Source organism: Acinetobacter haemolyticus CIP 64.3 = MTCC 9819 (genome assembly GCF_000369065.1).
Taxonomy (GTDB): Bacteria; Pseudomonadota; Gammaproteobacteria; order Pseudomonadales; family Moraxellaceae; genus Acinetobacter; species Acinetobacter haemolyticus.
On sequence record NZ_KB849802.1, the window covers coordinates 304,708 to 323,414 of the forward strand.

General features: G+C 41.4%; 21 protein-coding genes and 1 pseudogene. 6 read left to right on the forward strand and 16 right to left on the reverse strand.

Features of this window, described 5'->3' with window-relative positions; translation table 11 throughout:
- Nucleotides 1-53: 53 nt before the first annotated feature.
- From der to F927_RS08155, 16 genes are all read right to left on the reverse strand, one after another.
- Nucleotides 54-1,463 carry a ribosome biogenesis GTPase Der gene (gene der / locus F927_RS08080; protein ID WP_004640809.1) on the reverse strand — a complete coding sequence of 470 codons (1,410 nt, stop codon included), beginning with the start codon at nt 1,461-1,463 and terminating at the stop codon, nt 54-56.
- Nucleotides 1,464-1,837: 374 nt separating this feature from the next.
- Nucleotides 1,838-2,980, reverse strand: a complete 1,143-nt coding sequence (gene bamB / locus F927_RS08085) for an outer membrane protein assembly factor BamB (RefSeq protein ID WP_005083381.1) — start codon at nt 2,978-2,980, stop codon at nt 1,838-1,840.
- Nucleotides 2,980-3,678, reverse strand: a complete 699-nt coding sequence (locus F927_RS08090; protein WP_004640812.1) for a YfgM family protein — start codon at nt 3,676-3,678, stop codon at nt 2,980-2,982. The genes bamB and F927_RS08090 overlap by 1 nt, the downstream gene beginning before the upstream one ends.
- Nucleotides 3,679-3,702: 24 nt before the next feature.
- Nucleotides 3,703-4,995, reverse strand: a complete 1,293-nt coding sequence (hisS, locus tag F927_RS08095; RefSeq protein WP_004640814.1) for a histidine--tRNA ligase — start codon at nt 4,993-4,995, stop codon at nt 3,703-3,705.
- Nucleotides 4,992-6,107 (reverse strand): flavodoxin-dependent (E)-4-hydroxy-3-methylbut-2-enyl-diphosphate synthase, encoded by a 1,116-nt coding sequence (gene ispG / locus F927_RS08100; RefSeq protein WP_005083384.1) that lies wholly within the window; start codon nt 6,105-6,107, stop codon nt 4,992-4,994. Before ispG ends, hisS begins: the two co-directional genes overlap by 4 nt.
- A 21-nt stretch (nt 6,108-6,128) precedes the next feature.
- Complete coding sequence (locus tag F927_RS08105; protein WP_004640817.1) at nt 6,129-6,923, reverse strand: helix-turn-helix domain-containing protein; 795 nt, start codon at nt 6,921-6,923, stop codon at nt 6,129-6,131.
- Nucleotides 6,914-7,714 (reverse strand): type IV pilus biogenesis/stability protein PilW, encoded by an 801-nt coding sequence (gene pilW, locus F927_RS08110; protein WP_026056343.1) that lies wholly within the window; start codon nt 7,712-7,714, stop codon nt 6,914-6,916. Before pilW ends, F927_RS08105 begins: the two co-directional genes overlap by 10 nt.
- Nucleotides 7,715-7,731: 17 nt before the next feature.
- Nucleotides 7,732-8,967, reverse strand: coding sequence for a dual-specificity RNA methyltransferase RlmN (gene rlmN, locus F927_RS08115; protein ID WP_005083389.1), 1,236 nt, complete (start codon nt 8,965-8,967; stop codon nt 7,732-7,734).
- A gap of 120 nt (nt 8,968-9,087) precedes the next feature.
- A complete protein-coding gene (gene ndk, locus F927_RS08120) occupies nt 9,088-9,519 on the reverse strand; it encodes a nucleoside-diphosphate kinase (protein WP_004640823.1) in 432 nt (143 codons plus the stop codon).
- A 109-nt stretch (nt 9,520-9,628) separates the two neighbouring features.
- Nucleotides 9,629-9,829 (reverse strand): Fe-S cluster assembly protein IscX, encoded by a 201-nt coding sequence (gene iscX, locus F927_RS08125; RefSeq protein ID WP_004640824.1) that lies wholly within the window; start codon nt 9,827-9,829, stop codon nt 9,629-9,631.
- An 84-nt stretch (nt 9,830-9,913) separates the two neighbouring features.
- Nucleotides 9,914-10,465, reverse strand: coding sequence for a phosphatase PAP2 family protein (locus F927_RS08130; RefSeq protein WP_004640826.1), 552 nt, complete (start codon nt 10,463-10,465; stop codon nt 9,914-9,916).
- 23 nt (nt 10,466-10,488) lie between these two features.
- Nucleotides 10,489-11,805 (reverse strand): glycosyltransferase family 4 protein, encoded by a 1,317-nt coding sequence (locus F927_RS08135; protein WP_005083393.1) that lies wholly within the window; start codon nt 11,803-11,805, stop codon nt 10,489-10,491.
- 167 nt (nt 11,806-11,972) lie between these two features.
- Entirely contained in the window at nt 11,973-12,818 is an 846-nt protein-coding gene (locus F927_RS08140) for a symmetrical bis(5'-nucleosyl)-tetraphosphatase (RefSeq protein ID WP_005083394.1), read from the reverse strand.
- Nucleotides 12,818-13,630, reverse strand: a complete 813-nt coding sequence (gene rsmA / locus F927_RS08145; RefSeq protein ID WP_004640832.1) for a 16S rRNA (adenine(1518)-N(6)/adenine(1519)-N(6))-dimethyltransferase RsmA — start codon at nt 13,628-13,630, stop codon at nt 12,818-12,820. The genes F927_RS08140 and rsmA overlap by 1 nt, the downstream gene beginning before the upstream one ends.
- Nucleotides 13,631-13,665: 35 nt before the next feature.
- Nucleotides 13,666-14,631 (reverse strand): 4-hydroxythreonine-4-phosphate dehydrogenase PdxA, encoded by a 966-nt coding sequence (gene pdxA, locus F927_RS08150; protein WP_005083397.1) that lies wholly within the window; start codon nt 14,629-14,631, stop codon nt 13,666-13,668.
- Between the two features lie 86 nt (nt 14,632-14,717).
- Nucleotides 14,718-15,359, reverse strand: coding sequence for a hypothetical protein (locus F927_RS08155; RefSeq protein ID WP_005083400.1), 642 nt, complete (start codon nt 15,357-15,359; stop codon nt 14,718-14,720).
- 264 nt (nt 15,360-15,623) lie between these two features.
- Here F927_RS08155 and rplM point away from each other — a divergent pair, with 264 nt between their 5' ends.
- From rplM to F927_RS17085, 6 genes and pseudogenes are all read left to right on the forward strand, one after another.
- Nucleotides 15,624-16,052 carry a 50S ribosomal protein L13 gene (rplM, locus tag F927_RS08160; RefSeq protein WP_004640836.1) on the forward strand — a complete coding sequence of 143 codons (429 nt, stop codon included), beginning with the start codon at nt 15,624-15,626 and terminating at the stop codon, nt 16,050-16,052.
- A gap of 12 nt (nt 16,053-16,064) precedes the next feature.
- Complete coding sequence (rpsI, locus tag F927_RS08165; RefSeq protein ID WP_004640839.1) at nt 16,065-16,451, forward strand: 30S ribosomal protein S9; 387 nt, start codon at nt 16,065-16,067, stop codon at nt 16,449-16,451.
- Nucleotides 16,452-16,583: 132 nt separating this feature from the next.
- Nucleotides 16,584-17,240 (forward strand): glutathione S-transferase N-terminal domain-containing protein, encoded by a 657-nt coding sequence (locus tag F927_RS08170; RefSeq protein WP_005083402.1) that lies wholly within the window; start codon nt 16,584-16,586, stop codon nt 17,238-17,240.
- A gap of 13 nt (nt 17,241-17,253) precedes the next feature.
- Entirely contained in the window at nt 17,254-17,679 is a 426-nt protein-coding gene (locus F927_RS08175) for a ClpXP protease specificity-enhancing factor (RefSeq protein WP_004640844.1), read from the forward strand.
- Nucleotides 17,680-17,692: 13 nt separating this feature from the next.
- Nucleotides 17,693-18,349 carry a hypothetical protein gene (locus F927_RS08180; protein ID WP_004640846.1) on the forward strand — a complete coding sequence of 219 codons (657 nt, stop codon included), beginning with the start codon at nt 17,693-17,695 and terminating at the stop codon, nt 18,347-18,349.
- A 250-nt stretch (nt 18,350-18,599) separates the two neighbouring features.
- Nucleotides 18,600-18,707 (forward strand): annotated as a pseudogene (locus F927_RS17085) (helix-turn-helix domain-containing protein); the annotation flags it as partial.

Here is an 18,707-nt window from a genome sequence, read left to right on the forward strand (position 1 = left end):
CTCCTTATAAAAAAGCCCAAAGCGAACTTTGGGCTAATCTAGATCTATTTATATTAACGCTTAAATTTCTTTTCAGCCTTTTTGAATTTCTGAACATAACGGCGTTTACGTGCCGCAACGCGCTCATCCACCTGAGATTTACGACCTTCAAATGGATTTTCAGACGTTTTAAAATCAATCTTAACGGGTGTTCCTTCAAGCTTATAGACTTTACGGAATACATTTTCGAGATAACGGCGATAGTCTGCTGGTGTCTTATCGACCTTATTACCATGAATAACGATCGTCGGCGGGTTTTGCCCCCCCATATGCGCATAACGCATTTTAATACGTCGACCACTAATCATTGGCGGCTGATGTGCTTCTGTTGCATCATTTAGAATTTGAGTGAGTTTTGCTGGTGAAACTTTCAAATTCGATGATTCATAAGCGCGGTGGATGGATGGATATAACTCACCCACCCCAGTGCCATGTAATGCCGAAATTAAATGAATTTTCGCCCATGGAATAAAATCAAAGCGACGCTCAACATCTAGTTTACATTGCTTACGATCATACTCGGTCATGTTGTCCCACTTGTTGATCGCAATCACCATCGCACGACCTGCTTCAAGTGCATAACCGATCAAATGTAGATCTTGCTCAACAATACCTTCACGAGCATCCACAACGATTACGACCACATTGGCATCTTTCATCGCTTGTAGTGTTTTAACAATTGAGAATTTCTCAATCATTTCATCCACTTTACCTTTACGACGTACACCTGCCGTATCAATCAAAGTATATTGGCGGCCATCACGTTCAAATGGGATATAAATCGAGTCTCGGGTTGTCCCTGGTTGGTCGAAAGCCACCACACGTTCTTCACCCAATAAACGGTTAACGAGTGTTGACTTACCCACGTTTGGACGACCAATAATCGCTAAACGCAAACCCGTGTTTTTATTATGCTCTTCAGGATTTTCATCTTCAGGTACTTCTGCAAGTACATCTTCTAACATTTGCTGTACGCCACGACCATGACTTGCAGCTACTTGCAATGGCTCACCCATACCGAGCTTATAAAACTCGACTAAAGCAGCTTCAGCATGGACGCCATCCACTTTGTTAGCAACTAAATAAACTTTCTTACCTAATGTGCGTAGTTCTCGTGCAATTTGTTCATCTGATGCCAATAGGCCAGCACGCGCATCTACCACGAAAACGATGATATCCGCTTCATGTATCGCGGTTTTTGACTGCTCCGCCATGTAAGAGTCAATACCACCTTCATTTTCACCGATACCACCGGTATCGACGACGATAAATGATTTATTTTGATATACCGCATCTCCGTATTTGCGGTCACGAGTTAAACCAGCGAAGTCAGCAACCAAAGCATCACGACTTTTAGTGATTTGGTTAAATAGCGTTGATTTTCCGACGTTTGGACGACCAATGAGCGCAATAACGGGTTTCATAAATTACCTTAATCTGAGTTAGATTTTTAAAATCATCATAATGGTGTCTTGCTGATTTATCACCCAATACTTGGATAAGCTTTCAGTTAGACTGACTTTCTTTTTACCCAAACAAGCACTTAAAGCTTCGTAAAGGCAAAGACAGTTATCCATACTACAAGACTCAATTCGCATACAATATTCGCAGCAGAGCTACTCGTCTTACACCCAGACAAAGCAGTGCTTTGTGTATCTTCGCTCAGGTTGCGGATGCCCCTAACGAGTATCATATTCGGATTGAAAAATTTATGTTGAAATTTAAATTCTATAAAAAATGCAGGGCATGGTATTTTGCCATGCCCTATTTTCTAATTTTACCACAAGCTTGGATAAAATTAACGATTCTGCCAAATGCTTAATGCACCTTTTTGAGTGGAAACGTAAAGCTGATCATTAATCACACGTAATTTACGAACATCTCCACGTGTTTTAGCACGACCAACCAAACGTCCTGTGGCAGGTTCTATCAAATGTAAAACACCATCCAAATCACCAACTACAAGGTTTTGTCCAAGCATAACTGGATTACTAAGCTTACGATTTAACAAGCTTTCGTTCTGCCAAACAAGCTCACCTGTCGCGAGATCATAAGCATTTAACTTGCCATCTACAGTTGAAACAAAGACCTTATCTTCAGCAACTTCAGGGCGGTTAGTACTGCTTGCATCTTCACTCCAAACCACGCGTTGGGTTGCTATATCAGTAACAGTAACTTGTCCTTGGAAACTTGTAGTCACCAAGTACTGCCCTGCGACAACAGGATCACCATTAATATCATTCAAACGTTGAATATCAGAGCGTCCCTCACTGATTGCAACTCGACGTTGAAATCTTGGGATACCACTGATCACATCAATTGCATAAATATATGCATTTGCTGAAGCGATCAGGACAGTACGATCATCTAAACGAACTGGTGCGGCTTGACCACGTAAACTGAATTGTACATTTGGCAACTTATACGCCCAAACTTGCTGCCCTGTAGCAACATCATGAGCAAATACAGTTCCATCATTTGCCAAACTAATCACACGACCAGACTGAATCGAAGAAGGTGTTAAAATTGCACCCGACAATTGTGCAGTCCATTTCTGCTCACCTGTTGCTTGGTCAAGTGCAAATAACTGACCTTTACGGTTACCAATAACCACAACACCTTCACCAGCTTCAACACCAGCGGTCAGCTCTTGTTTGGTAATTTTACTTTTCCAAAGTCTTTCTTTGCCTTGGTAAGCAGACACCTGACCATCTGGATCAGGAGCAAAAATCACACCATTATCCGTGTCCAACTGCAATCGAATAGCATCTGCAGCACTGGTCGATGAAACACTTTGCGAGAACACAAGGTTTAAACTTTGCTCTTGGGTAATTTTCGGTAATGGGTTCGGCTTTACAGGCTTTACCTTATTACTCGAACAACCTACAAATAAAGCTGAAGCAATGGCGATTGCCAATGGTAGTTTTAGTTTATTCTGCATTAAGACTCATCCACATTGGTATCTAAGATCGGGCGCTCAACTTCAGGATCATCCACTAAAACGCCAACACTTTCGAGTTTAATTTGTAAAAGCTGACGCTCTAACTTACGCTCGACCACATTATCCCATGCACTTTGATAGGCCTTACGTGCAGCTTCTGTCTCTTGCTTTGCAACATAAATGTCGCCACGTAGCTCATCAGCAGTCGCTTTGAACGTTGGTTCAGTCACTTTATCTAAGGTTTTCAAAGCTTCATCATATTTTTTCTGCGCCAGTTGCGCATCTGCTAAACGTAATTTAACAATTTGCACCAACCCGGTATCTTTGATCGTCGAGTTTTCAACTTTCTTCAGCGCCTTTTCAGCTGCTGCATAGTCATCTTTGTCATAAGCTAGTTTTGCCAATAACAATTGAACCTGAATCGCATGCACAGAATTGGCATCTTCTTTGACAATCTTATCCGCCGCCTCAGAAATCGTCTCAAAAGCATTAGGTTGACCAGCAAGTGCTTGAGCCTCATCGATCAACTTTTGCACTTTAGCCGTCTGATTCTGAGCTTCAGCTTGAGTTTTCTTCTGCCAATATTCCCATCCGAAAAAGGCAATCAAGGCAATGAGAATCCCGCTAATAATTGCAGAACCATATTTTTTAGCAAACGACTTCAAACTGTCGAGTTGTTCATCATCACTTAAACTCATGTGATTGTCCTTTTCCTAAATGTTTTATTGTTTAAATTTTTCGATAAAAAATGGCGCCAACTCAGCCAAAGAAACCTGAGACTGTTCAGCCGTTGCAAGTTCTTTCACCAGAAGCTGCTGTGAATCCCACTCTCGCTCACCCAAAATCACAGCATAAACAGCACCCGATTGATCCGCCTTCTTCATTTGGCTTTTCATGCTACCTTGAGAACCAGTTTTGAGGCGAATCGTGCTATTCGCAGCTTCTAACTGGTCACGGATTTGCTCAGCCAATACCAATGCTTTAGCTTGATATGCTGGCTCTGCCAATAGAAACACTTCACAATCACGCGTATCTTTGTTCTGCGCTACTTGCTCAAGTAATAGCAGCAAACGCTCCATCCCCATCGCGAAACCAACCGCAGGTACGGATTGATCTGGCTTACCTTTTAACTGACCAACCAAACCATCATAACGACCGCCTGCACATACTGTTCCTTGAGAGCCCAACATGGTGGTCGTCCACTCAAATACCGTTTTGTTGTAGTAATCTAAACCACGTACTAACTTTTGGTTAATCACAAACTCAACGCCAGCATCAGTTAAATATTGCTGTAGTTGTTGGAAATGATTGAGCGAATCTTCTTTTAAGAAATCATGCAATTTAGGTGCATTTTCTAAAATCTTTTGTGTTGATTCGATTTTAGAATCCAAAATGCGCAAAGGATTAGTGGTTAATCGACGTTGTGAGTCTTCATCTAACTGATCTTTATGTTGATTCAGAAACTCAACCAATGCAGCACGATACTCAGCGCGCTCATCCGTTTCACCTAAAGTGTTTAATTCTAAACGCACATTTTCCGCCATTCCCATACGTTTCCACAAACGTGCTGTCATGAGAATAATTTCAGCATCAATATCAGGCGTTGCAACACCAAAAGTTTCTACACCGAATTGATGAAATTGACGATAACGCCCTTTTTGCGGTTTTTCATAACGGAACATGGGGCCCACATACCATACACGCGGTGCAGCACCACGAAGTAAGTTGTGTTCTAACATTGCACGTACACAACCCGCTGTCCCTTCTGGACGTAAGGTCAATGACTCTGGTGGTGTTCCCTTATCGAAAAAGGTATACATTTCCTTTTCGACAATATCAGTCGCATCGCCAATAGCACGTTTGAATAAACCTGTTTGCTCAACGATAGGCAAACGGATTTGCTGATAACCATAAGCATCCATTAAAGATGCCAATTGTTGTTCTAGACTTCTCCAAGCCGCAGTTTGCGTTGGAAGGATGTCATTAAAACCTTTGATAGCGACGATTGAACTCATGATGAACTACGAATAATTTCTTTAGATTTGGCTTCTTCAAGCTCTTGAACACGTTGACGAACCATTGTTTCAATTTCATCAACCAACTGATTGGTGTCAATTAAATGACTTTTTTCACCATTTCGATAGACCAGCGAACGCGGTGATGCGCCTACAATTCCGATATCAGCTTCTTTAGCTTCACCAGGACCGTTCACTTTACATCCGATAACCGATACATCCATCGGAGTACGAATATCCTCTAAACGCTCTTCCAAAGCTTGCATCACTTGGATCACATTAAACTCTTGGCGTGAACAGCTTGGGCAAGCAATAAAGTTAATGCCATTCGAACGTAAGCCCAATGATTTTAAAATATCGAAACCGATTTTAATCTCATCTTCAGGCTCAGCAGCCAAGGAAATACGCATGGTATCACCAATGCCTTCCATCAACAGCCCACCAAGCGCAATCGCTGATTTCACAGTACCGGTACGGTAGATCCCTGCTTCAGTTACACCGAGATGCAATGGGTTATCAATCTGTTGTGACAACAAACGATAAGCATCCATGGTTAAAAACACATTTGATGCTTTTACGCTCACTTTAAACTCGTGGAAATTTAAGCGATCTAGAATATCAATATGGCGCATCGCAGACTCAAGCAACGCCTGCCCAGTTGGTTCGCCATATTTGATTTGCAGGTCTTTTTCCAAAGAGCCGCCATTTACACCAATACGAATCGAAATCCCATGATGCTTTGCCGCTGCAACCACCTCACGTACTTTTTGATCCGAACCAATGTTTCCTGGATTGATACGTAAGCAATCAGCGCCATAATCAGCGACCGCTAACGCAATACGATGATCAAAATGAATATCAGCAACTAAAGGCACAGAAACACGTTTACGAATAGCACCAAATGCTTCTGCTGCCTCCATCGATGGCACAGAAACACGCATGATATCCGCACCTGCATCTGCACAGCGCTGGATTTGTGCAACCGTTGCATCGACATCACAGGTTTCAGTATTGGTCATGCTCTGCACACTAATGGGAGCATCACCACCGACATACACCGACCCCACACGGATTTTTCGTGTTGGACGACGCTTAATTGGGTTCACGATCATCGTATAGCTACCTATTTAGCATTAGCGAGATAAACGGAATTCAGCTTTACCATTCACTGTATAAGGACGCAATGAAATCTGTTCTTGATTCAAACTTAATGTTACGGCAGTCGCATCATCTAAGCGAATTTGAAATGGTGATTCGCCACTCAAATTTAATGTTGACGCTTGGCGACCTGTCGCAAGGACTTTACCTGTTGCATCAACAATATTAATGGATGTCGGACGGCTAAAGTTCAATACTAACTGATCTCCCGATGCCACAGATGTGTTTGCCATCGGTAAAATTTCAATATCTGAATTGGTAATCTTAGGAATATCGACATCATCTTTACTGCTACTCGATGACCAGTTTTGTACAGCCATAACAGCCAACCAACCCAGCAATAAAACAACAGCCAAAATCACCAGACGTTTTAACCATTTACGATTACGTACGCTTTTTGAACCCGCCAATTTACCCATGGTTTTAATTGGTGAGTTATTCAAGGCATGGCTTGCTTTAAGCCCCGTATCATTGGCATATATTTCATCAAAACGTTGAATAATCGCGCTCGCATCAGCATTTAAGCATTTCGCATATGCTCGATAATAGCCCTTGATAAACGTCGCCTCTGGCAAAGCGGTATATTCATCCTGCTCTAATGCTGTCAACGTTTTGACCGGCATATTCAATACGCTTGCAATTTCTTCAAGTTCTTTCTTTTGTGCAATACGAATTTGACGCAAATACTCACCAGGTCGTTGAATATTTCCCAATGTTGACGATGGCGAGGTTGAGCCAGTTGGCTGATGTGAATTTGGATTTATTTCCATACGGCCTCAGTACTGTACTGTAATTGCAAATAACGTTGATATTCTGGACTATCAGGAAATAAAGCGCGTAATTGGTTGACTAACACTTGCATTCCTAACTGATCCGCATTCGCTCGAGCAATGCGTATCCCGATCCAAAGTGCTCTAGCACCTTGGTTGCGCTGTCCCACGCTACGAACATATTGTTCATATAACTGGGATGCATCTCTATTGTTTTGTTGCAAATAGAAAATTTCCGACAACTCTAACATTGAAATGGTTGCATTTCGATTTGCTTGCAGCGCCTGTTTGAATGATTTTTCAGCATTCGTCACATCGCCCAATAATAAATAGATTCGCCCTAGGTTTTCCAGTGATTGAAATCGTTGATCATAACCTAAGGTTGCACCAGCACGCGTGAACTGCTCAATTGCTTCATTATAACGCTGCATCTGATATAAGTATGTACCGTAATTATTACGCGCTTGAGCATTGTCTGGCTCAGATGAAATCGCTCGCTTAAAATAAGCATCTGCTTTTTCCATATTGAGCTTACTTCCCTCTTGTTGCAGCAAAATACCCATCATCATATTGGCATTTGCATCACGGGAATTAAGTTTCAATGCTTGGTCAAGTGAACGTTTTGCAGAGTCCAAATCACGCGTACGAATATATTCCGCAGCCAATTGGGTGCGAACCTGAACAGCTTTCTCTGGATCTTTCGTAGATGGTGTCGATTGGCAAGCTGTCAAGCCACCTGCCATAAGTACAACTGTTATCGCTATGGTCGTTTTTAGTCGAGTTGTATTCAACGCATTGTCCCCAAGTTTTATCCTTGTGTGCGCAAAATTTCTTGTCGCTGCGCCACTTTCTTTTTCCATTGTTCAGCACGACGAGTCCGGTCAGCAACTTGCCCTACCAATTGACCACACGCCGCATCAATATCATCACCACGTGTCTGACGAATCGTACACACAAATCCTGCATCAGACAAAGTTTTTTGGAATGCAATAATACGATTTCTGCTTGAACGACCATATGGCGCATGCGGAAAAGGGTTAAATGGAATCAGATTGATTTTACTTGGTAAATTTTTTAACAATTTAAGTAGCTGTTGCGCATGCTCTGGCTGGTCATTGACCCCATCTAACATCACATATTCAATGGTGACATGACGGCGCGCACTTTCATTGCCATCTTTTGCTAAATAACGCTGACATGCAGCGATCAATTGTTGTAATGGATATTTTTTATTAATCGGTACCAATTCATTACGCAGCTCATCATTCGGTGCATGTAATGAAATTGCCAATGCCACATCAATATCTTGCGCCAATTGGTCAATCTTTGGCACTACACCAGAGGTGGATAAGGTTACACGACGTTTTGACATGCCATAAGCAAAGTCATCCAACATCAACTGCATTGAACTCAATACCGCATCATAATTGAGTAATGGTTCACCCATCCCCATCATCACAACATTGGTCACCGTGCGTTCGCGCTCAGCAACAGGCACCTCTTCCATATAGGAATAGTTTGCCATCCAAAGCTGACCAATAATTTCCGCTGGTGTCAAATCACGCTGAAAACCTTGTTTGCCTGTTGAACAGAACGAACAATCCAGTGCACAACCAACTTGTGACGAGATACATAAGGTTTTACGTGCGCCCGTTTTATCTTCGGCAGGAATCAAGACGGTTTCAACCAAAGAACCTTCGCCATCGCCAACACGGAACACCCACTTACGGGTACCATCTTTTGAGTAATTGCGATGTACCACTTCAGGTGCTTTGATTTCACAAATTTTTTCTAATTTTTCACGTAACTTACCTGAGATATTGGTCATCTCAGCAAAATCAGTAACAAAATATTGATGAATCCATTTCATCACCTGACCAGCGCGAAACTTTTTTTCGCCCAAGTCTTCGAAGAACTTTTCTAATTCTGCACGTGACATGCCCAGTAAATTGACTTTATTGTCAGCAGCATGAACCACAGGCATAGAAACAGACTGTTGTTTTTCATCTAAATTTTCGGATGAAACGACCACTGCAGAACTCATGAACATTTACCTAAACAATATCAGCGCTAAATATGCTGTGTATTCTTTACACAACACAATTTATAAAAAATAAAAAACCAGATAAGTAGTATACCACTTATCTGGCTTGAATACTTTGGATTAACGAGTGCGTGGGCAGATCTCGTTATCAGCAAAGAAGTAAGCGATTTCACGCTCAGCAGAAGCAACTGAGTCAGAACCGTGAGCAGCATTTTCATCGATGCTTACAGCAAAATCAGCACGGATCGTACCAGGTGCAGCTTCTTTAGGGTTTGTCGCACCTAAGATTTCACGGTGAGCAAGAACTGCATTTTCACCTTCAAGAACTGAAACAACAACTGGACCAGAAGTCATGAAAGCAACTAAATCACCAAAGAAACCACGTTCTTTGTGCTCAGCATAGAAACCCTCAGCATCTGATTGAGAAAGGTGTTTCATTTTAGTTGCAACGATTTTTAAACCCGCTTTTTCAAAACGAGCAAAGATATCGCCGATGTGGTTTTTAGAAACTGCATCTGGTTTAACAATAGATAAAGTACGTTCAATCGCCATGATTGGCTCCCATTATGGTCTAAACATTAAAAAATTTGCCGCATTATACCGATGTCATCGCCAATAATCAGCTGGAATCTGTAAAAGTTCCACGATTTCAGATGAATTTCTAACGAACTTCGTCCAACCACGCCATTTGAATCGCTTCTAATAAGCCTTCAGTTGATTTGTTTGGATCATCATTAAAGTCTGGCAATGCACATACCCACGCATGTAAATCAGTAAAACGAATCCATTGCGGATCGACATCAGGATGTGCCTCAACCAATTCAATTGCGATATCGATCGTATCTGTCCAACGTAAGCCCATATGACAACCTGAATAAAAAAATAGGATTATCCCGTACTTTAACAAATCATTCGATTTGAACGATAGCCCTATTCCCTAGATTCACTACAAAATAATATTCAAGCTCGGTGCTAGTAAAATGACCGCGCTTGCAACTGAGGCACCAATGATTGCGCCGACAATCACATCACTTGGATAGTGTAAACCCAGTACCATCCGCGACAAGGCAATCAAGATCGTAAATGGGAGCATCAAAATCAACAGTACAGGCTGGATATAACCCAATACAATCGTGACCATCACCGCATGTAAAGTATGTCCCGATGGGAAGCTAAAATGGTCCAATGGCCGCTCACCGAGTACAATGACCTGATGAACCTGATAAGGTCTTGGTCGTGTGGTTTTATGTTTTAAAAACTTATAAATCAAGGTTCCAACAGAACCAGCGAGAATTAAATACAGAATCTGTAAGCCGTATGCCAGACCTTGTGTTGCCCATACAGATAGCAACATAACGTACCAAAATGGCCCATCACCTAAACGACTGATCGTTTTAAAAAACAAGGCAACACGCTGTGAATGTGAGAGATGATTTAGGTATAAACACCCTTTTAAATCAAGATCAAGTATTTTTATTTTTGCATTTTCAAATTTCATAATCTTCTCCTATATGAGAATCGTTAGCTAGAAGTCATCGGAGACTCCTTGGCAACTTGATAAAGTGCTTGTTCTAATTGTTGTACAGGAAACTGCCAACTGGTTTCTTGCACGCTTTCACTGGCAAGCAACCCCATTTGTCTAAGCTGTGGGAGCGCAGGTAAATGACAAATCGATTGGATCAAATCAGTGGTATGTCCCAGTGGGCTCAACCATCCTGTAACATCATGTTTGATATGTTGATGAGCAGCGACATAGTCATAAGCGACCACAGGCAGTCCACTCGCAATTGCTTCAAGCACAACATTCCCGAAGGTATCGGCTTGGCTAGCAAAGGTAAAAACATCGGCACTGGCATAAGCTTCTGATAACTCACGACCACTTAGACTTCCCATAAAGATCACATCATTGGACTGAGCTAATTTCCCTAAGCGAGCGCGATCTGGACCATCACCAACAATGACAAATTTAAAATTAGTACCTTGTTGAGTCCGTAGTGCATGGAAACTCTTAATTAGAACATCCACTTCTTTTTCAGGTGAGAGACGCCCGACATATAACAAGACTCGCGTATCAGCATCTACACCCCATCGCTGGCGCAACTGTTGCGAACGATGTTTGGGTGAAAACTTTGCTGTATCCACTCCACGTCCAACAACAACTAACGGACAAGTCACACCAAAACCACGCAGCGCCTGCTCTGTATATTGGCTAGGTACACACGTCACATCGGTACTGTTATGAAACCAAGTGAGATAACGTTGAATAGGTTTGACTAAAAATGCCAAATCAAAAAATCGACTAAAATCATGAAAAGCGGAGTGAAAACCACTTGATACAGCAATTTTTTTAGATTTTGCGGCTTGTAATGCAGTTAAACCCAAAGGCCCTTCCGTCACGATATGCACCACATCTGGCGCAAATTTTTCAAATGCTTTAGACACTTTGAGATATTGTGGCCAACCCAATTGGACGCTTGGATACTTCGGCACAGGTTGTGAAAACACCAAGCATTCCTGATCTGGATGAAACTCAGTACAGACATTTTTCTGTACAGGGCGAACCAGTAAAATCTTATGACCGAGGCGCTGTAAGCCCTGACATAATTGCATCATCGACATCGCAACACCATTAATTTCTGGTGGCCATGTTTCGGTCACAATTGCAATTCTCAAACGAGGGCGAACAAGGTCTTGAAGTTCAGACAATTGATCTTGTTGATCTTTGAAATGTTTCCTTTTAAAGTAAAATTTCAAACTTTCAGGAAACTGTTCTTGCTTTAATAGAGATGTCGCGTATGTACTTTGCATATCGCCATCCATTTGTGTCGTTATTTTCATGCTTTAAGCATAAAAATATTTTTTGACACTTTAATGATCAATAGATGACAGTTTTTTGACAACCCTAAAATAAAAAATGCCTCACCCTATTCAGGCAAAGCACAATTTGATCATCCCAACCAGATCAGATTCTATCGATATTTCAATTGAACCTAAGCATCAGATGCTCACGACTCAATCCATGGATTTTCAACAGCGAATAACTGTTGATCCTCTAAACGGTAAGCCACCAACTGATGCCCCCAAACACACCCACCATCAACACTTTGAATATCATCACTGATGCGTTTTGCATGCAAAGCAGCCCAATGACCAAAGACGAGGTGATGTGTCTTAGCAGCTTGACTTTCATAGTCAAACCACGGCTTGTAACCTCCAGGCATTGGTGCATCCAAGCCCTCTTTAAACTCAAACTCTAACTGACCTTCTGCGGTCGTTAAACGCATACGAGTTAGATAGTTGGTAATGCAACGCAAACGAGCCATACCCGTCAAATCATCAGACCAAAGATCAGGTTGAGCACCAAACATTTCAGCTAAGAATGCATCTAAGACCATCAAATCTTCATGACCAACCGCATCTTGTACCTCTTGTGCAAGTTCAGCGGTTTTTTCTGCTGACCAAATACAAGGTACTCCCGCGTGCGTCAACATCGTTTCAGCATTTGGAAATAAACATAACGGTTGTTTACGCAACCAATCGATTAGTTCATCCCCATCAATCGCATCAATCACATCCTGAACTCGATCTTTGGCTTTGATTTTTTTGAAACCACGTGCAGAAGCAATTAATGATAGATCGTGATTTCCTAAAATCGTTGCAGCAGCCCCACGATCCGCCAGTTTTTTTATAAAGCGTAGAGCACCAACCGAATCTTCACCACGTGCAACCAAGTCTCCCGTAAACCAGATAAAATCTTGGTCAGGATCAAAACGAATTTCTTTGAGTAAGGCTTTGAGTGCAGCAAAACACCCCTGCACATCACCAATCACATAGTTATAGCGTTTTGACATTAAGACACCATCTGGTCAGACAGGGCAACAAAGTCAGCCAAGCTTAAAGTTTCTGGGCGCGCCATCGGATCAACACCTGCTTTTTCAAAACCATCATCAGCCAGCATGCCTTTTAAACTGTTACGCAAAGTTTTTCGACGTTGTGTAAACACATGGCTCACAAGACGAGCCAACGCTTTCTCATCTTTCGCTACAATTGGCTTAGTTTCATACGGCTCTAAACGGAAAACTGCTGACGTCACTTTTGGCGGCGGATTAAATGATCCCGGTGGCACTTCAAATAAAAATGTTGGTTTACAATAATACTGAATCATTACCGATAAACGACCATACTCTTTGGTATTAGGCACTGCCGTAATGCGATCAACCACTTCTTTTTGCAACATGAAATGCATGTCTTTGACTTTGTCACCAAACTCTAAGAGATGGAATAATAATGGCGTTGAAATGTTGTATGGTAAGTTACCCACGACTCTCAATGGGCGACCATCTTGAAACAGTTGAGTGAAATCATACTTTAAAGCATCCGCTTCAATAATCGTCAACCGTTCAGGATGCGGTACCCGCCCAGGCAAACCTGCCGCCAAATCCCGATCCAGCTCAACCACAGTCAGAGCATCGCACTCACCAATCAGCGGAGATGTCAATGCGGCCAATCCTGGACCAATTTCCACAATATTTTCGCCCGCACGCGGATTCACTGAGCGTACAATTTTGGCAATCACACGCTGATCATGTAAAAAGTTCTGACCAAAACGTTTTCGAGCCTGATGCCCTTCATCTTTAGGGTTTAGGGCATTAATTTGATACATAATAATTCCAACGTGAATAATTTACTCGTGAGTCACTAACGAGCCAAATCTAGTGCTAAATCTACTGCAACATGTAAGCTTGAAGCTTTAGCCTGTCCAGTGCCTGCAAGAGAAAGTGCTGTACCATGATCGACAGAGGTTCGAATAAATGGCAAGCCTAATGTAATGTTTACAGCTTCACCAAAGCCTTGAGATTTTAGCACAGGTAAGCCCTGATCGTGATACATCGCTAAAACTGCATCTGCATCTTTCAAGTTTTCGGGTGTAAACAAGGTGTCTGCGGGCAAACTTAGACTCATCTTCACACCCTGCGCGCGATACGCTTCCAACACAGGATTGATCACCTCAATTTCTTCTCGTCCAAGATAGCCATCCTCACCTGCATGCGGATTTAAACCACAGACTAAAATTTTGGGATACGCGATTTTGAATTTTGTATTTAAGTCCTGAATTAAGATGTCAATCACTTGATGCAAGCGCTCTTGAGTAATTGCATCTGGCACATCACGTAACGGCAAATGAGTCGTTACCAAGGCGACACGCAAACTTTTAGTCGCCAACATCATAACGACACGGTCAACACCTGCGAACTCTTGGTAATATTCAGTATGCCCACTAAAGGCGATACCTGCTTCATTAATAATGGATTTTTGCACAGGTGCTGTTGCCACACCAACACTTCGACCTGACATCGCATAATCAGCTGAACGTCGTAATTGCTCTAAGACATAACCTGAGTTTATTGGATTTAATCGTCCTTCAATTACAGTCTCTATCAGTGGGACATGTTCAACGAATAGCTGTCCTTTTCGACTAGATGTTGATTGACCTTGGTATGGAATAAGCTCAACAACAAGGTCTAATTGATCAGCACGCTGCTGTAACATCTGCAAATCAGCTAAAATGACAATAGGACGCTCATCTACTCGTTCGGCCAAGCCCAAACAGATATCAGGTCCTATTCCTGCAGGTTCACCAGAAGTGACATATAAAGGAAGCATATTTTTCGCCGATCATTTGATACTTTTCTTAGTGTAGCGAAAATCTAAAATCAGCTGTAGTTTTTCAGCCTTTATTTATATTCAAATTAAGGGCTGGTTGTCGTTTTAGTGAGATTCTGAGGCACTAAATTTGACGGGACAAAGCTTGGCGCACGTGTCCAAGGATTAATGGTAGCCTGTGGTTTTCTTTCAGCGGGTACACTTACTGCCAAATCCGCCTTCTTCTCTGCAATTCCCCCTGCATTATTTACTTTATCGAGAGTAGGATTGATCGTAATTTCTTTTTTCTCAATCACAGCTATTGTTTGTGCAACTTGAATCTCTTTTTTCTCAGTCATAGGAATTACAGCAACTGTGGTATTAGGCTGAGTATATGTTGGAGCCAACATTCCCTGCTTCACTACTGTTTGAGTCGAGGTTTGTTGCGATTGCGGAAGAGTGGCCGATGGACGCGTTGTTACTTGGTCTTGTGGTGTAATCAGGTCTACAGGTATTTCGATTGCTTTCATCTCGGCCGTGACAGCCATCATTGGATCAACATAATCACTCCCTCGACTTTCTAATACTTCTAATTTTTTAGTCGTCCCTTCCCTAGGTTGAAATTCTGAATAGTTGGTCACACTGCTTTGGTCCACCCATTTATAAAGTCGTCGTGCATTTGTCTGTGTAGAACAAACACCTATTAATAAAGTCACTACAACAATTTTTGTAGAAAACGACAATCTCATCCAGATCCCCAAAAGAACATGTAAATACTTCTATTTATTTCAAATAATTAATAAAAATAATAAGTCAAACTCTCCCCTATCACAAGCGAAACAGCACAAGCTCAAATTATGGTCTTGTTGTTGACCAAATCAGTCACTTTGCAGCAAAATAATGCTTCTCGCATGATTTTTTGTTGTGCCGTTTTATAAATTAATGTAGAATTCGGTCTCCTTTTGTTTGGACAGATTTCACCGTCCAAACCAACTATAATAGGTAGTGGTTTAATGAAAACTCTCAGCGCTAAGCCAGCTGAAGTTCAACATGACTGGTATGTTGTTGATGCTTCTGGCAAAACTTTAGGTCGCCTCGCGACTGAAATCGCTCGTCGTTTACGCGGTAAGCACAAAACTTCTTATACTCCTCACGTTGACACTGGTGACTACATCGTTGTTATCAATGCTGAGAACATTCAAGTGACTGGTAACAAAGCACTTGATAAAAAGTATTATCGCCATACTGGTTTCCCTGGTGGTATCCGTGAGACTAACTTCGAGAAGTTAATTGCTCACAAACCTGAAGCTGTTTTAGAAAAAGCTGTTAAAGGTATGTTGCCAAAAGGTCCTCTTGGTTATGCAATGATCAAAAAAATGAAAGTGTACGCTGGTAGCGAGCATCCTCATACTGCTCAACAGCCACAAGTTTTGGACATCTAAGGGATACAGCACATGGCTACTAATTATGGTACAGGTCGCCGTAAGACCGCAACTGCACGTGTTTTCTTATCAGCTGGTACAGGCAAACTCGTAATCAACAATCGTACTTTAGAGCAATATTTCGGTCGTGAAACTGCTCGTATGGTTGTACGTCAGCCTTTAGAACTTTTAGAAGTTACTGAAAAGTTTGACCTTTACATCACTGTTAAAGGTGGTGGTATCGGTGGTCAAGCTGGCGCAATTCGTCACGGTATTACTCGTGCGTTGATCGCTGCAGACGAAACTTTAAAACCTGCTCTTCGTCAAGCTGGTTTCGTTACTCGTGATGCTCGTGAAGTTGAACGTAAGAAACTTGGTTTACGTAAAGCTCGTAAGCGTCCTCAATTCTCTAAACGTTAATCGTTTTACGAATTGGACCAAAACCTCGGATTATTCCGAGGTTTTTTTATTTATCACTTGGGTCGAATCTCATGGATGCTTTTTCTACGTTTTTTTAGTATGCTAAAGCGTTTATATCTCTAGCTTTGTCATATGTCATCGGTTGAAAATACACCAGTTCAGGGCATCACCCTTTATAGTCACGCAGATGATTTCCGTTCTCACTGGATTCGTTTATTACTCGCCGAAAAGCAGATCAAATATCATCTGATTCTTACTGATCATGAAGATGAAGATTTGGCCGATCTTAACCCGTACAATCAACTCCCTATGCTAATAGAGCAGAACCTCAAACTCTTCTCTGCACCTGTGATTGCTGAATATTTAGATGATCGCTATCGTCAAAATAAGCTTTATGCTGATGCCCCGATGGCCAGAGCAGAACAGCGCCAATATATTTGGCGTTTTGAACAAGACTGGTTTAAGCTCGTTGATCATATGCTCAGACATGCGGATACCCTCGATTTAGCTCAAAAACAACAAGCACAAAAGGAATTGAGGAATACCTTAATTTCACTTACACCATTATTTCAACACTATCCCTTTTTTATGTCTGAAACATTTTCCATCTTGGACTGTATGCTTGCACCGATCTTCCTAAGACTCAAAAGTATGGGAATAGATTTACCTCAACAACACTGTCGACCAATTTTCTTGTATTGTCATCGTATCTTTAGCCGCCCATCTTTCATTAAATCAATGACAGCTCAAGAAAAAAACAGCTACAATAAATTGATTTCTACGATTTAATAAGTTTTTAATTATGTCTGAGCAAATAACGTTTACCCCTACACGCCCCTATCTTGCTCGTGCCATTTATGAATGGATTTGCGATAACCAACTCACGCCATATCTATTGGTTGATGCAACTCAACCGCATACTGATGTTCCACTACAATTTGTTAAAGATGGTCAAATTGTTTTAAATCTTGCACCTCATGCCGTCCATCAATTGCATATCAGCAATGAAGCAATTACTTTTTCTGCACGATTTGGCGGTGTTGCCAAAGAAATTTACGTGCCTATCCGAGCTGTACTTGGTATTTATGCAAAAGAAAACGGCCAAGGTTTATTTTTCGATCCTTCTGAGTATGCTGATATTGAAGACACAATCAGCACTGCAAACGAAGAATCACAACAAAAAGCTGAAACAACTAAGAAAAAACCTTCGCTTAGAATTTTAGATTAATTGAGGATATATAATGGCCTTTGACTTAGTTCAATATTTTGCTGAACAAATTAAAATTCAAAAACCGCAACTATTCAGTCAATATTCTCAACAAGAAAAACTGCTGTATATCAGTGAGATCAATGCTCTCGCACTGGGTCGCTTGATTAGTCTCTGGAAACAAAATCCTCAGAAGCATTATCAAGAGGTTCAAACCTCTGATCCACTGTATATCCAAGAAATTACACGCCACCTAACCACTTCCGCGCATAACCAATCAACGCTCAGCGCAACTGAATTAGAAATGAGCCTTGCTGAGGTTTTATCCTTACAACTTGCTGAGCTAAAACAGTTAGATGAAACAGGAAGCTTTGGCCAAACTGGTCTTACTGAGTTACTTTTAGGCCAAGTAGAGCACTTATCTGGTCAAGCAGAAGACTGGGTTTGGTCAACCAATCAATTAACGGAACTGCTTGGCTCAAAACCCATTGAACAAGAAGATGTTTCACTTGAAGCAACCATGCAAGAATTCAACAAAATGGTACACCAGGCTCAACCCAATGTAGACCACCAAGAAACCGTTGATATTGAGCCACCAGTAACGCCAACATGGTCTTCTATTACAGCACCTTTCGTTGCTTTATTTATTTTAGGCATCTTGTATTGCTCATATACACAGCTCGTTGCTTAAATAGACGCATGATAAAGAAAGATTGATTTCTTTCTTTATCACATACTTAGGAATAATAAAGTTTAGATAAATATTATATTTAAGCAAGTTAATAGAATATTTTACATTTATTTACAATCACAATCTCATTAAAAAACCAGCTAATAGCGTGACAGAAATCACAATAAAATCAAAATACCATGGCAGAGTAAAACTTGAAGTGCGACATAAACCACCTAATTAATTTAAAGGGTTTATGGAGTATATAAAATTGTCATACCATCATCTTAACTTTGAAGATCGTACTGCATTAATGCTTGAGTCAAGAAAAGAAGGCTTTTCAGCCAGAAAATTTGCTGAACTCATTAAAAGACATCCT

Bases quoted from the DNA above. Each gene is read 5' to 3' on its own strand.
- F927_RS08090 (WP_004640812.1), bottom strand. From the start codon at position 3,678: ATGAGTTTAAGTGATGATGAACAACTCGACAGTTTGAAGTCGTTTGCT.
- F927_RS08105 (WP_004640817.1), bottom strand. From the start codon at position 6,923: ATGGAAATAAATCCAAATTCACATCAGCCAACTGGCTCAACCTCGCCA.
- F927_RS08130 (WP_004640826.1), bottom strand. From the start codon at position 10,465: ATGAAATTTGAAAATGCAAAAATAAAAATACTTGATCTTGATTTAAAA.
- rlmN (WP_005083389.1), bottom strand. From the start codon at position 8,967: ATGAGTTCTGCAGTGGTCGTTTCATCCGAAAATTTAGATGAAAAACAA.
- bamB (WP_005083381.1), bottom strand. From the start codon at position 2,980: ATGCAGAATAAACTAAAACTACCATTGGCAATCGCCATTGCTTCAGCT.
- F927_RS08135 (WP_005083393.1), bottom strand. From the start codon at position 11,805: ATGAAAATAACGACACAAATGGATGGCGATATGCAAAGTACATACGCG.
- der (WP_004640809.1), bottom strand. From the start codon at position 1,463: ATGAAACCCGTTATTGCGCTCATTGGTCGTCCAAACGTCGGAAAATCA.
- rplM (WP_004640836.1), top strand. From the start codon at position 15,624: ATGAAAACTCTCAGCGCTAAGCCAGCTGAAGTTCAACATGACTGGTAT.
- F927_RS08170 (WP_005083402.1), top strand. From the start codon at position 16,584: ATGTCATCGGTTGAAAATACACCAGTTCAGGGCATCACCCTTTATAGT.
- pdxA (WP_005083397.1), bottom strand. From the start codon at position 14,631: ATGCTTCCTTTATATGTCACTTCTGGTGAACCTGCAGGAATAGGACCT.
- rsmA (WP_004640832.1), bottom strand. From the start codon at position 13,630: ATGTATCAAATTAATGCCCTAAACCCTAAAGATGAAGGGCATCAGGCT.
- ispG (WP_005083384.1), bottom strand. From the start codon at position 6,107: ATGATCGTGAACCCAATTAAGCGTCGTCCAACACGAAAAATCCGTGTG.
- hisS (WP_004640814.1), bottom strand. From the start codon at position 4,995: ATGAGTTCAATCGTCGCTATCAAAGGTTTTAATGACATCCTTCCAACG.
- ndk (WP_004640823.1), bottom strand. From the start codon at position 9,519: ATGGCGATTGAACGTACTTTATCTATTGTTAAACCAGATGCAGTTTCT.
- F927_RS08140 (WP_005083394.1), bottom strand. From the start codon at position 12,818: ATGTCAAAACGCTATAACTATGTGATTGGTGATGTGCAGGGGTGTTTT.
- F927_RS08155 (WP_005083400.1), bottom strand. From the start codon at position 15,359: ATGAGATTGTCGTTTTCTACAAAAATTGTTGTAGTGACTTTATTAATA.
- iscX (WP_004640824.1), bottom strand. From the start codon at position 9,829: ATGGGCTTACGTTGGACAGATACGATCGATATCGCAATTGAATTGGTT.
- rpsI (WP_004640839.1), top strand. From the start codon at position 16,065: ATGGCTACTAATTATGGTACAGGTCGCCGTAAGACCGCAACTGCACGT.
- F927_RS08175 (WP_004640844.1), top strand. From the start codon at position 17,254: ATGTCTGAGCAAATAACGTTTACCCCTACACGCCCCTATCTTGCTCGT.
- F927_RS08180 (WP_004640846.1), top strand. From the start codon at position 17,693: ATGGCCTTTGACTTAGTTCAATATTTTGCTGAACAAATTAAAATTCAA.